Genomic DNA, 13,617 nt, shown 5'->3' with positions numbered 1-13,617 from the left:
CCTGACGATGACTCGCCCCACCGCTCCCGCGCCCGGCGCGCACGACACCCAACGGCGCCGCCTGCTGCGCGCGGCGGGCGCAGCCGCGCTGGCGGCCCCCGCGCTCACGCTCGGCCGCCGCGCGTGGTCCGCTGCGCCGCTGAAGAAGCTGACCTTCGCGTGGAACCAGAACGCGTTCTGCCTGACGCCGATCGTCGTCGCGCAGGAACGCGGCTTCTTCGAGAAGAACGGGCTGAAGGTCGAGCTGATCAACTACAGCGGCTCGACCGACCAGTTGCTCGAATCGATCGCGACCGGCAAGGCCGATGCGGCGGTCGGGATGATCCACCGCTGGCTGAAGCCGCTCGAGGCGGGCTTCGACGTGAAGATCGTCGGCAGCTCGCACGGCGGCTGCGTGCGGCTGCTCGGCGCGAAGGCGGCCGGCGTCACGACGCTGCAGGCGCTGAAGGGCAAGACCGTCGGCGTCAGCGATCTCGCCGCGCCCGGCAAGCACTTCTTCTCGATCCTGCTCGCGAAGAACGGCATCGATCCGGAGCGCGACATCACGTGGCGGCAGTATCCGGCCGACCTGCTCGGCGTCGCGGCCGACAAGGGCGAGATCCACGCGATCGCCGACGGCGACCCGAACCTGTATCTGCTCGAGAAGCGCAGCGCCGGCAAGTACACGGAACTCGCGACGAACCTGTCCGGCGAATACGCGCGCAAGGTGTGCTGCGTGATCGGCGCGCGCGGCGAGCTCGTGCGCAACGACCGGCCGGCCGCCGCCGCGCTCGCGCGCGCCATCGTGCAGGCGACCGAGTTCACGCATGAGAACCCGAACGAAGCCGCCAGGGCGTTCGCGAAGTATTCGCCGAAGATCGATCCGGAAGACCTGCGCAAGCTGTATGCGACGCTCACCTACACGCACCACCCGACCAGCGTCGACCTGCAGCAGGAAATCGCGTTCTACGCGGACGATTTCCGCCGCATCGGCGTGATCAAGAAAAGCACCGACCCGCAGCGCTTCGCGCAGCAGGTCTATGCGAACGTGCTGGGGTGACGCGATGTCGACGCTCGAACACGTCTCCACGACGGCATCCGCCGCCACGGCCTCGGCCGCCGTGCCCGCCGCGTCGATCGCGCCCGCGCCCATACCGCGCATCGCGTGCACCGCCTGCGACGCGGCGCAGGCCGCCGCCGCCCGCCGCGCGCCGTTCTGGGCCACGGGGCTCGCCGCGGCCGTCGCGTGGGCCGCGCTCGGCGCGGTGACGCGGCTGTGGCCGAATCGCGTCGTCGGCTTCAGCGACTGGGCGTACACCGACACCTTCGGCACGGCCGCGTGGATCATCGCCGCGCTGCTGCTCGCGCTCGCGGCGCTCGGCCCCCGCGTGAGCGCGCTGCGCGCGCCGCTCGCGCGCGTGCACCCGGCCGGCCCGTGGCTGGTTGCGCTGCCGCTCGGGCTGGCCGCATGGGAGATCGCGACCGCGAAAACCGGCTGGCTGCCGACGCCGTTCTTCGCGCCGCCGCAGGCGCTGATCGAGGTCTACGCCGACGACTGGGCGCGCCTCGCCGGTAGCGCCGGCAATACGCTCAAGCTGCTCGGCCTCGGTTTCGCGTACGGCGTCGCGGCCGGTTTCGCGGTGGGCGTGTCGATCGGCTGGTCGCGCCGCATCGGCTACTGGGTGCACCCCGTGCTGCGCGTGCTCGGGCCCGTGCCGGCCACCGCGCTGCTGCCGCTCACGTTCTACTTCTTCCCGTCGAGCTACTCGGCCGCGGCGTTCCTGATCGCGCTGTCGACCGGCTTCCCGGTCGCGGTGCTGACCTGGTCCGGCGTCGCGAGCGTCGACAAGCAGTACTACGACGTCGCCCGCACGCTCGGCGCGAACGCGCGCTTCCTCGTGCTGCGCGTCGCGATTCCGGCCGCGCTGCCGCACGTGTTCGTCGGCATCTTCATGGGCTTGAGCGCGTCGTTCACGGTGCTCGTCGTCGCGGAGATGATGGGCGTCAAGTCGGGGCTCGGCTGGTACCTGAGCTGGGCGCAGGGCTGGGCGTCGTACGTGAACATGTACGCGGCGCTGCTCGTGATGGCACTGCTGTTCTCCGGCCTGATCGCACTGCTGTTCGCGGTGCGCGACCGCACCCTCGCATGGCAGAAAGGAACCGTCAAATGGTAGGCGCCGCCGTCCTCGAATCCCCCGTTTCCGCGCCGCCGGCGCCTGCGGCGCCGCGCGGCGCGCGCATCGACGTGCGCCGCGTGAGCCATGCGTTCGACGCAGCCGGCGGCGCGCTGCCCGTGCTCGACGACGTTACGCTGTCGGTCGCCGCCGGCGAGTTCGTCGCGCTGCTCGGGCCCAGCGGCTGCGGGAAATCGACGCTGCTGCGGCTCGTCGCGGGCCTCGACGCCGCGCGGCAAGGCACCATCGCCCAGGATGGCGAACCGATCGTGCGGCCCGACCCGTCGCGCATCGTCGTGTTCCAGGATCCGACGCTCTACCCGTGGCGCCGCGTGCGCGCGAACGTCGCGCTCGGCCTCGAGGCGCGCGGCGTGGCGCGCGCCGCGCAGCACCGCGTCGACGATGCGCTCGCGCGCGTCGGGCTGGAGGATTTCGCGCACGCTTTCCCGCATCAGCTGTCCGGCGGGATGGCGCAGCGCGTCGCGCTCGCCCGCGCGCTCGTCAACGATCCGCGCGTGCTGATCCTCGACGAGCCGCTCGGCAAGCTCGATTCGCTGACCCGGCTGACGATGCAGGCCGAGCTCACCGCGCTGTGGCGGCGCGACCGCTTCTCCGCGCTGCTCGTCACGCACGACGTCGAGGAGGCGCTGTTCCTCGCGCAGCGCGTGATCGTGTTCGGCCCTCGGCCCGCGCGGATCGTCGCGGAGCTGCACGTCGACCTGCCCTATCCGCGCCATCGCGGCGACCCGCGTCTGGCCGAGTTGCGGCACGACGCGCTGCGCCACCTCGGGCTCGATGCGAGCTGGTAGATGCGCGGCATCGCATCGCCCCGGCGGCCCGGCCGATGAGCGCGCCGCCGTTCGCCGACTGGACGCTCGCGTTCCTGCAGGTGCTGTATCGCGCGCAGGTCGCGCTCGCGCAGGTGCTGCGCGTGGCCGGCGCGACCGGCGACGCGGACGGCCAGGCCGCGTGGCCATGGCCGCAGCGGATCGCGCTCGAAACGTTGCGGATCGACGCGGGGCTGACGCGGCAACTCGCGCTCGCGTTCGCGTTGACGGCGCTCGCGGCGGCGTTCGCGCTTGCCGCGCTCGTGTTGCGCAGGCGGCGCGTCGTCTGGGCCGGCGCGGCCGTGCTCGCCGGGGTGTGCGCGCCGTGGCCGCCTGCCGCGCTGTGGCTTGCGCCCGCCGTGCCGACGAGTTTCCAGCGCAGCCCCGCACCGTTGTCGGTGACGAACCTGACGCGCGGCGCGCAGTTGTACGGCCGTCATTGCGTGGCCTGCCACGGTGCGGACGGCCGCGGCGAAGGGCCGCTCGCCGCGTCGCTCGCGCACTGGCCGCCGACCTTTGCCGGCACGCTGCTCGCGCGGCGGCTCGACGGCGAGCTTTACTGGCGCGTGCGGCACGGCCTGCACGATGCGCAGCGCACGGCGTCGACGCCCGGCTTCGACACGACGTTCAGCGCGCCCGACACGTGGGCACTGCTCGATTACCTGAAAGCGCTGGCGGCAGGCAGCGGCGCTCAGGCGGGCGGCGCGTGGCCCGCGCCTGTCGCATTGCCGGCGCTCGACGTGCGCTGCGGCGAGCACGGTGCGATACAAGCGCTCGAACGCTGGCGCGACGGCCAGCGCGTGCGCGTGGTCGCGCTCGCGCCGGGTGCGCCGCCGCCCGCCGAAGACGCGCGCTGGCAAACGCTGCTCGTCACGCGGGATGCCGTCGCGCCGCCGGCCGCCCACGGGCGCGCGAACTGCATCGCCGCGACGGCGGACGCATGGCGGGTGTTCGCGACGATCGCCGGCCTCGCGCCGGATGCGCTCGGCGGCACGCAGTTCCTCGCCGACCGCGCCGGCTGGCTGCGCGCGCGGGCATTGCCGGGCCAGGCCGGATGGTCGGACGCCGACCTGCTGTGCCGTGCCGGTGACGCCGGCCCGGCAGCCGCCGCGCCCGGCATCGCGGGCTCGACCGCCGGCCGCGATCCGCTGACTGCGCTGCTGCTGCGATTCGACGCCGACCCCGTGCGCGACGTGCAGGCCGGCCTGCCGCATTGAGCGCCGGCATTCGCCCCTTCCCTGACTGACTGACTGACCGACCGAGTGAAATTCACGATGAATCAGATGCGACGCCACTTCCTCACCCAGGCCGCCGCCTTCGCGACACTTGCCGCAGCCCCGCTCGCGCTGCACGCGCAATCCGCCGCGCGGCCGCTGCTGCGCGCCGGCGACCAGAAAGGCGGCCTGCGCGCGCTGCTCGAAGCGGCCGGCGAGCTGAACGGCCTCGCCTACGACATCGCATGGACCGAGTTCCCGGCCGCCGCCCCGCTCGCCGAGGCGCTGAACGCGGGCGCGGTCGACTGCGGGCCGATCGGCGACGCGCCGGTGATCTTCGCGCTCGCGTCGGGCGCGCAAATCAAGGTGATCGGCGCGAACCGCTCGGATCCATACGGCACCGCCGTGGTCGTGCGGCCCGACGCGCCGCTGAAGACCGCCGCCGACCTGAAGGGCAAGCGCATCGGCACGACGCGCGGCTCGATCGGCCATTTCGTCACGCTGAAGGCGCTCGACGCGGCGGGCCTCGCGCCCGACGACGTGTCGTTCCGCTTCCTGCCGCCCGCCGATACGATGCTCGCGCTCGCGAGCGGCTCGATCGACGCGTGGGCGACCTGGGAGCCATACACGGCGCTCGCGGAAACGAGCGGCCGCGCGCGCGTGCTCGTCAGCGGCCGCGGGCTGTGGTCGGGGCTCAGCTACCTCGCGGCGACCGACGCCGCGATCGCCGCGAAACGCGACGTGCTGCGCGATTTCCTGCAGCGCGTCGTGCGTGCGCAGGCATGGTCGTACCAGCACGCGGACGCATTCTCGGCGGCGCTCGCGCGGATCATCGGGATTCCGCAGCCGGCCGCGAAGCTGCAGTTCGAGCGGCGCCGCACACGCTGGCTGCCGATCGACGCGGCGGTCATCGCCGAGCAGCAGCGCACCGCCGACTTCTACCTGAAGGCCGCGCTGCTGCGCCAGCCGCTCGACGTGCGCGCGACGTTCGACCGCGGTTTCCCGCTGCCGGCGTGAGCGTCCGGCGAGAAGGCCGGTTTCGGTGCGATCTGGCACAATCGCGCTTTGACTTTCCATGTCATTCGAAGCCCGCGCCATGCCAGCCATCAGCGAACTTTTCGTCTATCCGATCAAATCCTGCGGCGGCATCGCGCTGCGCCGCGCGCAATTGCTCGACACCGGGCTGGCATACGACCGCCACTGGATGGTGACCGACGCCGCCGGCGAGATGATCACGCAGCGCACGCACCCGCGCCTCGCGCTCGTGCAGACTGCGTTCGACGGTGACGTGCTGGTGCTGAACGCGCCCGACATGCCGGAAATTCGCACGCCGCTCGACGGCGAAGCGACGGCCGATACGCCGAAGATGGCGGCGACCGTCTGGCGCGACACCGTCGACGCGATCGACACGGGCGCTGCCACCGCCGCGTGGTTCACCCGCTACCTCGGCACGCCGGCGAAGCTCGCGCGCTTCGCGCCCGGCGCGCGGCGCCCGTGCAACCGCAAATGGACCGGCGAGCTCGATGCGTCGACCCGGTTCGCCGACGGCTATCCGCTGCTCGTGATCGGCCAGTCGTCGCTCGACGATCTGAACGCGCGGCTCGCCGCGAAGGGCGCGCCGGCGATTCCGATGAACCGCTTCCGCCCGAACGTCGTCGTATCGGGCCTCGACGCGTACGAAGAGGATTACGTCGAGCATCTCGACGCCGGCGGCGACACGCCCGTGCGGCTGCGCCTCGTGAAGCTGTGCACGCGCTGCCCGGTGCCGACCATCGACCAGCGCACGGGCGCGCCCGATCCCGCGTGGCCACACGAGCCGACCGACACGATGCAGGCCTACCGCGCGCATCCGGGCTTCGACGGCGCGCTGACGTTCGGCAACAACGCGATCGTCGTGCACGGCACGGGGCGTTTTCTCGAGGTTGGACAGGAACTCGAAGCGGAGATCGGGTTCGGCGATTAAAAATCGCGAACCCGCATGAGCGGCGCAAAGCGCCGCATCGGAAGGTGGCGCATGCGATTATTTACCGCACTGCGCCACCGGATTCGATTTCAGACAATATGCCGATCGATTTCTGCCGGAATCACAATTCCGCAATCTTTGCGTCGCTTATCGTAAATTTTTCCTCCGGATTTTGCGGATCGACAACCGTATAGTTGGCCGTCCCGGTTTTCGAATTCAGCGGAATAAGGGACGACAAATCCAGCACCGGGAACAGTGCCGGCGGGATGCCGTGATACTTGTTGATGGGAATGATCCCGCCGACGTAACCGTGCACGTGCAGCAAAAGCGACCGCACCGGAAGGACGGACGCGCTTTCCCCTTCCTTCAACGGGAAGTGGGTATAGTTTCCGCCGATCGTGATTTGGGTGACGTTGTTGGGCCGATGGGTCCAGATGATCCGGCCGGAGCCCTGCAGCGAACCCGAGCCTTGCGGATGCTCGAATTCCGGGTGGAAAGCGGCGATGAAGTTGATGGTCGGCGCGTTTCCCTTTCCTGACGTGACGTGCCCGCCGCTGACCCTGAATCGTTTGACGAAAATCTCCGGCAGGACTTCTTCATCGAGTGTCGTGGCCATGATTTTGCCCTCAATTAATTATAGAAAATTACGATTCATCCCTGAATAAACAAGGTGAAGCCGTATATTGGACGGCTGATTTATCGTAGGTCGGAAAATGGGGTTTTCTAGCTGTCAGAAATCACAGCATGCCGGGGCGATTATAAAATCGCTCAATTTTCGAATTAAATGTTTCGATTTGATCGAGCCTCGCGATTACGCATGATCGCGCGATAACCGCCTGTGTTTCTAGGGGCCGACCGGCAGCGTCACCGTGACGACCAGCCCGCCGCCGGCCGCATCGGCCAGCGTCACCCTGCCCTGATGCACGCGCGCGATCTCGCGCACGATCGACAGCCCGAGCCCCGTACCTTCGACGGTCTGCGTCTTGCTGCCGCGATGGAAGCGCTCGAACACCGCGTCGCGCTCGTTTTCGGGAATCCCCGGCCCGTTGTCGATCACGTCGAGCCGCGCATGCTCGCCGTCGCGCGACACGCGCACCGTGATCACCGCGCGGTCGCCCGCGTAGCGGATCGCGTTGTCGATCAGGTTGCCGATCATCTCGCCGAGCAGGTCGGGCCGGCCGGGCACGTCGACGTCGGCCTCGTGCTCGAAGCCCAGGTCGATGTCGCGCGCCCGCGCAACCGGCGACCAGTCGAGCGTCACGCTGCGCGCCAGCCGGTGCAGCGCCACCGGCTCGTGCGTGACGGCCTGCCCGCTGTCCGCGTCGAGGCGCGACAGCGAAAGCAATTGCTGGACGATTTTCGCCGCCTGCCGCACCGCGCCGTTCACGCGCAGCAGGTGCACGTTCACGCGCGGCTGCTCGCCGGGCCGCAGCGCGAGCTCGACGCCCGCCTGCACCGCGGCCAGCGGCGTCTTCAGTTGATGCGCCGCATCCGCGAAGAAGCGCCGCCGCGCGACCTGCATCCGCTGCGTGCGGCCGATGTACTGGTTGATCGAATCGACGAGCGGCGCGAGCTCGCTCGGCATCGCGCCCGTGTCGAGCGGCGTCGGGTCGTCCTCGGTGCGCGCGGCGACCCGGGCCGACAGCCGGTTCAGCGGCCGCAGCCCGCGCCCGACGCCGAGCCACACGATGCCGAGCGCGAGCACGACGAGCAGCCCCTCCTGCAGCAGCGAGCCCATCAGGATCTCGCGCGCGAGCGCCTGGCGCCCCTCGATCGTCTCGCCGACCATCACCCACACGATGCGCGACTGCGCGCTCGGCACGTCGTGCACCGGCAGCCGCAGCGCGCCCATCCGCAGGCGTTCGCCGCGATAGACGGCGTCGTAGTAGCGCGTCGCGTACAGCGCGACGTCGCCGGCGTCGCGCCCGCTCGGCAACGGCAGGTCCGGGTAGCCGGTGACCGCGCGGCCGTTGTCCTCGCGGATCAGGTAGTAGATTTTGCCGCCGTCGCTCGATTCGAACATCTCGAGCGCGAGATACGGCAGGTCGACCTCGACCTCGCCCTGCTTGAGCCGCACCCCTTCGCGGATCGACTTCAGCGACGACGACAGCGTGCGGTCGAATGCGACGTGCGCGGCGTTCATCGCGCGCTGGTAGGTCAGCCACGAATCGAGCGCGAGCAGGCCGAGCAGCGGCAGCAGCAGCCACAGCGCGACCTGCATCCGCAGGTTCGGGCGCATCATGCGGCTTTTGCTTCGAGCAGGTAGCCGAGCCCGCGCAGCGTGACGATCGCGACGCCGCTGTGCTCGAGCTTCTTGCGCAGCCGGTACACGTAGATCTCGATCGCATCGGCGTTGACCGATTCGTCGAGCCCGAAGATCTTCTCCGACAGCGTTTCCTTGTTGATCGCGCGGCCGTTGCGCAAGATCAGCACCTCGAGCACCGAGCGCTCGCGCGGCGTGAGCGACAGCGGCTCGCCCGCGAGGCGGAAGCTGCGGTCGACGCTGTCGTATGCGAGCGGGCCGCACGCCACACGCGAATGCTCGTGCCCGAGGCTGCGCCGGATCAGCGCGCGGGCGCGCGCCTCCAGCTCGGTCAGCTCGAACGGTTTCGCGAGATAGTCGTCGGCGCCGAGATCGAGCCCCTTCACGCGGTCCTCGACCGACCCGTGCGCGGTGAGGATCAGCACCGGCACCGGGTTGCGCCGCGCGCGCAGCCGCCGCAGCACCTCGAGCCCGTCGAGCTTCGGCAGCCCGAGGTCGAGGATCACCAGCGCGTAGTCCTGCGTGCGCAGCACGTGGTCCGCCGCCTCGCCGTCCGCCATGTGATCGACCGCGAAGCGCGCGGCGCTCAGCGCGTCGCCGAGCGATTGCGCGAGGATCGGGTTGTCTTCGACGAGCAGCACACGCATGGGGAATCCGGTCAGGTCGGCAGGTAACGTCAAGGCCGCTACATTACACGATCCTTTCCGCCCTGCCGCTCCGCGAAAACACCTGTTCCGTGTTGCGCGCTGCCCGTCTGCTGCTCGCCTGCCCGCCGCCTGCTGCCTACCGATTGCCGCCTGCCGCTTGCCGCTTGCCGCTTGCCGTCTGCCGTCTGCCGTCTGCCGCCTGCCGCCTGCCGCTTGCCGCTTGCCGCTTGCCGCTTGCCGCTTGCCGCTTGCCGCTTGCTGCCTGCTGCCTGCTGCCTGCTGCCTGCCGCTTGCCGCTTGCCGCTTGCCGCTTGCCGCTTGCTGCCTGCTACCTGCTACCTGCCGCTTGCCGCTTGCCGCTTGCCGCTTGCCGCTTGCCGCCTGCCGCCTGCCGCCTGCCGCCTGCCGCCTGCCGCTCGCCGCTCGCCGCCTGCCGCTTGCCGCCACGTATTACACGCAACGAGCAGCGCCCGTCACTCCGCCGCGCGCCGGCCTCCCGTCGTCAAGCCATCGGCCCCGGCGGTGGCGGCGTTCCGCTCGCGCAGGCCGTAGATCGCGGCCAGGAACGCGACGCTCGCGCAGAGGGTCACGGCGGCCAGCGGGCGGGCCGTGCCGTCCGACAGCCCCCCGAGCACCCCGCCGCACACGGCGGCAATCGCCATCTGGATGAAGAAGAACAGCCCGGAAGCCGTGCCCGCGATCTTCGTATACGGCTGCATCACCGCGAACTGGCATGCGGGAATCGCGATCCCGACGGCGATCATCACGAAGAACATCGGCACGACGACGGCCGCCGCGTGCGTGGGCGCGACGGCGTCGGCCCCGCACAGCGCGATGGCCCCGGCCAGGTTGACGAAGGCCGCCGACGCGATCACGGCATCGGTGTTCCAGCGGCCGCTGGCCCGCCGGAACACGCTCGATCCGATCAGGTAGCCGAGCACGGTCAGGCCGAAGATCCCCGCATAGACCGGCCCCGACACGCCCATCTGCCGCTGGAACAGCGTCGACGATTCCGCGATGAACGGGAAGTACGTGCAGTAGACGAAGCTGATCGCGAGCGAGTAGCGCAGGAAACGGCGCTCGCGCAGCAGCCCCGCGTAGGTCCGCAGCAGGCCCGCGCCCGGCTCCGGCCGCGCGTCGCTCGCGCGCGTCTCGGGCAGGTAGCGCAGCACCATCGCCGTCGCGATCACCCCGCCGGCCACGAGCCAGCCGAACACGCCGCGCCACCCGAGCCACGCGGCGATCGCGCTGCCCGCGAGCGGCGCGATCACGGGCGACAGCGCCATGCCCGCCGAGATGCGGCTGAGCATCGTCGCCTGCATCGCCGCAGGAAAGCGCTCGCGCACGACCACGCGCCCGATCACCGTTCCGCTGCAACCGCCCAGCGCCTGGAAGATGCGCGCGCAGACGATCGCCGGGACGCTCGTCGCGAGCGCGCAGGCCACGCTCGCGGCCACGTAGAGGCACAGCCCGCCGAGCAGCACGGGGCGGCGGCCGTACCGGTCGGACAACGGCCCCGACACCAGCATCGACAGCGCATAGCCGACCATGTACAGCGTCAGCGTGAGCTGAAGCTGCGCGTCGGTGCCGTGCAGCGCATCCGCCATGGCGGGCAGCGACGGCAGGTAGGCATCGATCGTGACGCGCGGCAGGCACACGACGAGCATCAACAGCAACAACCAGCCCCATTGGGGCAACGACCGGGATTTCATAGGGTGCTTTCGTCTCCTTCGGGTTCAAGTGCTCGGCATCAATCTACGAACAAAGTGATATAAGCTGAAGAGCCATTAAATCGACCATCAACTAGACCACTATGACGCGAGGCAAAGCCGCGATTCCGCTCGATCTGCCGTGCCCTCCGGGCCTGTCGACCGGAAGCCCGCAATCGAAGCAGGACTGCATTGCCGACGCGATTCGCGACGCGATCCTGAAACGCCTGCTCCCCGGCGACAGCGCACTGCCGTCCAGCCGCACGCTGGCCGCGCGCTGGGGTGTCGCGCGCGGCACGGTCGAAGCCGCGTACGACCGGTTGGGCGCAGAGGGCTACATCGCGCGCACGCGCGGCTCTGGGTCGCGGGTGTGCGCGGTGGTGCCGGACAGCTATTTGCGCGCGTCCGCGCAATCTCGGCAGCGCGGCGGCGCAACACCGGCCCAGGAGCCGGAGCCGCAACCGGCCGGCGCAACGGGCGCGGCCGCCCCGGAACACGCGGTCCGCCCGGGCGTCCCGTTCGTCGCGCGGCTCGCCGATCCCGACCTGCTGCCGATGCAGCAATGGAAGAAGGCGCTCGGCGCGAGCCTGCTTGCCGCGACCGCCAGCGACCTCTGTTCGACGCCGTCGCAAGGCGTCGCGGCCCTGCGCGACGAAATTGCCGGATACCTGCGCGAATACCGCGGGATCCCGTGCGCCGCCGACGACATCTTCATCACGACCGGCATCCGCCATTCGATCGATCTCGTCGCGCGCACGGCGCTCGCCCCGCGCAGCACGGTGCTGATGGAAGACCCCGGCTACGCGTCGGCGGCACACATCTTCGCGATGACGGGCGCGACCGTGGTCGACGTGCCGGTCGACCGCGAAGGGATCGAAACGGCCGCGCTGGACCGGCACCCCGATGCGCGCGCCGCCTACGTGACGCCCGCGCATCAATCGCCGCTCGGCGTCACGATGTCGGTGTCGCGCCGGCTCGAACTGCTCGACTGGGCGCAGCGCCGTCGCGCGTGGATCATCGAGGACGACTACGACGGCGAATTCAGCTACCAGGCCGCCCCGCTGCCCGCGCTGAAGTCGCTCGACGCGTGCGACCGGGTGATCTACTGCGGCTCGTTCAACAAGACGCTGTTCTCCGGGCTGCGCATCGGCTTCATGGTCGTGCCGGCGGCGCTGCGGCCGGCGCTCGCGGACGTGTGGCGGGTGACCGGGCGCTCGGTCGGCGTCGCGCCGCAGCTCGTGCTGGCCCGCTTCATCGGGCGCGGCGATTTCGCGAAGCACCTGCGCGCCAGCCGCCACGCATATCGCCAGCGGCGCGACATCGTGCTCGAGCAGCTCGCGAAACACGGCAGCGGGCAATACACGGTGTCGGGCGAGCATGCCGGCTTTCATTTCGTGCTGTGGCTGCCGCCCGGCATGGACGACGCGTCGTACGTCGCGAACGCGCACGCGGCCGGCGTGTCGCTGCAGCCGATTCGCGGCTTCTGCCGAAGCGCCGAGCTCGCCGCGGGCATCATCGTCGGGTATTCGGCGCTCACCGCCGCGCACGCGAAACATGGCGGCCGGATTCTCGGCACGCTGCTGTCGACCTCGGGAAATCCATGACACAAACGCATCGATTGCACACAAAAATGAAAGCAGGCTGAAAGTGCCCCCCACTTACCATCCGCCTCACTCGAACAACACCGACGCGTAATTGGAGGAAGACACATGCCGTTCGCACCGAAGCATCTCGCCACCGCCCTCACGCTCATCGCGGGCGCCGCCGCCGGCGCCGCGTGGGCGCAGGTTCCGGCCGGCTATCCGGGCAGCTACCAGGGCGTGGTGGACGCCGCGAAGAAGGAAGGCAAGCTGATCGTCTACTCGACGACCGACACGGGCCTCGTACGGCCGCTGATCAAGGATTTCGAAAGCCTGTACGGCGTGAAGGTCGAATACAACGACATGAACAGCACCGAGCTGTACAACCGCTACATCAGCGAGAACGCGGCGAGCAGCACGAGCGCCGACGTGCTGTGGAGCTCGGCGATGGACCTGCAGGTCAAGCTCGTCAACGACGGCCTGATGGCGTCGTACGATTCGCCGGAAAGCCCGAACGTGCCGCAATGGGCGCAATACCAGAAGCAGGCGTACGGCACGACGTTCGAGCCGCTCGCGATCGTCTACAACAAGCGCCTGATTCCAGAGAACGAGGTGCCGAAGACGCGCACCGACCTGATCAAGCTGCTCACGTCGCAACCCGACAAGTTCAAGGGCAAGCTCACGACGTACGACGTCGAGAAATCCGGCGTCGGCTTCAACGCGCTGACGCAGGACGCGCACCTGAACGAAAAGGTCACGTGGGAACTCGTGAAGGCCATCGGCACGACCGGCCCGAAGCTGCAATCGAGCACCGGCGCGATGATGGAGCGCATCTCGTCGGGCGAGAACCTGATCGGCTACAACATCATCGGCTCGTACGCGTACGCGAAGGCGAAGAAGGACAAGTCGATCGGCTACGTATTCCCGAAGGACTACACGCAGGTCGTGAGCCGCCTGGCCACGATCTCGAAGAAGGCGAAGAGCCCGAACGCCGCGAAGCTGTGGGTCGACTACCTGCTGTCGAAGCGCGGCCAGACGCTGATCGCGAACCAGGCCAACCTGTACGCGATCCGCACGGACGTGACCGGCGAAACGTCGGCCGCGAGCCTCACGAAGGAACTCGGCGATTCGCTGAAGCCGATCCCGATCGGCACCGGCCTGCTCGTCTACCTGGACCAGTCGAAGCGGCTCGCGTTCCTGAAGCAATGGCAGCAGGCGATCAAGAACTGATCCGCTGATCCGCTGATCGGCCTCGGCTGAC

At 69.6% G+C, this 13,617-nt stretch carries 12 protein-coding genes; 8 read left to right on the top strand and 4 right to left on the bottom strand.

Annotated elements, in window-relative coordinates:
- Window positions 1-7 precede the first annotated feature (7 nt).
- The 6 genes from HWY45_RS32105 to HWY45_RS32080 all read left to right on the top strand — a co-directional run bounded on the left by HWY45_RS32105 (window position 8) and on the right by HWY45_RS32080 (window position 6,157).
- Window positions 8-1,039 carry an ABC transporter substrate-binding protein gene (locus HWY45_RS32105; protein WP_059883679.1) on the top strand — a complete coding sequence of 344 codons (1,032 nt, stop codon included), beginning with the start codon at window positions 8-10 and terminating at the stop codon, window positions 1,037-1,039.
- A gap of 4 nt (window positions 1,040-1,043) precedes the next feature.
- Window positions 1,044-2,153 carry an ABC transporter permease gene (locus tag HWY45_RS32100; RefSeq protein WP_059883705.1) on the top strand — a complete coding sequence of 370 codons (1,110 nt, stop codon included), beginning with the start codon at window positions 1,044-1,046 and terminating at the stop codon, window positions 2,151-2,153.
- Window positions 2,147-2,962: an ABC transporter ATP-binding protein gene (locus HWY45_RS32095; protein WP_059883680.1), complete on the top strand. Its 816-nt coding sequence runs from the start codon at window positions 2,147-2,149 to the stop codon at window positions 2,960-2,962. The genes HWY45_RS32100 and HWY45_RS32095 overlap by 7 nt, the downstream gene beginning before the upstream one ends.
- A 35-nt stretch (window positions 2,963-2,997) precedes the next feature.
- A complete protein-coding gene (locus HWY45_RS32090) occupies window positions 2,998-4,197 on the top strand; it encodes a c-type cytochrome (RefSeq protein ID WP_059883681.1) in 1,200 nt (399 codons plus the stop codon).
- Window positions 4,198-4,254: 57 nt separating this feature from the next.
- Entirely contained in the window at window positions 4,255-5,211 is a 957-nt protein-coding gene (locus HWY45_RS32085; protein ID WP_059883706.1) for an ABC transporter substrate-binding protein, read from the top strand.
- A gap of 79 nt (window positions 5,212-5,290) precedes the next feature.
- Window positions 5,291-6,157, top strand: coding sequence for an MOSC domain-containing protein (locus tag HWY45_RS32080; RefSeq protein WP_059883682.1), 867 nt, complete (start codon window positions 5,291-5,293; stop codon window positions 6,155-6,157).
- Between the two features lie 121 nt (window positions 6,158-6,278).
- Here the strand turns inward: HWY45_RS32080 and HWY45_RS32075 are convergent, their stop codons facing one another.
- The 4 genes from HWY45_RS32075 to HWY45_RS32060 all read right to left on the bottom strand — a co-directional run bounded on the left by HWY45_RS32075 (window position 6,279) and on the right by HWY45_RS32060 (window position 10,779).
- On the bottom strand, window positions 6,279-6,773 hold the full coding sequence (locus HWY45_RS32075) for a hypothetical protein (protein ID WP_059561155.1): 495 nt from the start codon (window positions 6,771-6,773) through the stop codon (window positions 6,279-6,281).
- Window positions 6,774-7,001: 228 nt separating this feature from the next.
- Window positions 7,002-8,399: a sensor histidine kinase gene (locus HWY45_RS32070; protein WP_059883683.1), complete on the bottom strand. Its 1,398-nt coding sequence runs from the start codon at window positions 8,397-8,399 to the stop codon at window positions 7,002-7,004.
- Window positions 8,396-9,067 (bottom strand): response regulator, encoded by a 672-nt coding sequence (locus tag HWY45_RS32065; protein ID WP_059561161.1) that lies wholly within the window; start codon window positions 9,065-9,067, stop codon window positions 8,396-8,398. Before HWY45_RS32065 ends, HWY45_RS32070 begins: the two co-directional genes overlap by 4 nt.
- Before the next feature lie 473 nt (window positions 9,068-9,540).
- Entirely contained in the window at window positions 9,541-10,779 is a 1,239-nt protein-coding gene (locus tag HWY45_RS32060) for a multidrug effflux MFS transporter (protein ID WP_059883684.1), read from the bottom strand.
- 101 nt (window positions 10,780-10,880) lie between these two features.
- Here HWY45_RS32060 and pdxR point away from each other — a divergent pair, with 101 nt between their 5' ends.
- Window positions 10,881-12,380, top strand: a complete 1,500-nt coding sequence (gene pdxR / locus HWY45_RS32055; RefSeq protein ID WP_059883685.1) for a MocR-like pyridoxine biosynthesis transcription factor PdxR — start codon at window positions 10,881-10,883, stop codon at window positions 12,378-12,380.
- Between the two features lie 105 nt (window positions 12,381-12,485).
- Window positions 12,486-13,586: an ABC transporter substrate-binding protein gene (locus HWY45_RS32050; protein ID WP_059807933.1), complete on the top strand. Its 1,101-nt coding sequence runs from the start codon at window positions 12,486-12,488 to the stop codon at window positions 13,584-13,586.
- Window positions 13,587-13,617: the final 31 nt, after the last annotated feature.

The organism is Burkholderia stagnalis, from assembly GCF_902830275.1.
In the GTDB taxonomy this organism is placed as follows: domain Bacteria; phylum Pseudomonadota; class Gammaproteobacteria; order Burkholderiales; family Burkholderiaceae; genus Burkholderia; species Burkholderia stagnalis.
This window is presented reverse-complemented; position numbering and strand designations above follow the sequence as displayed.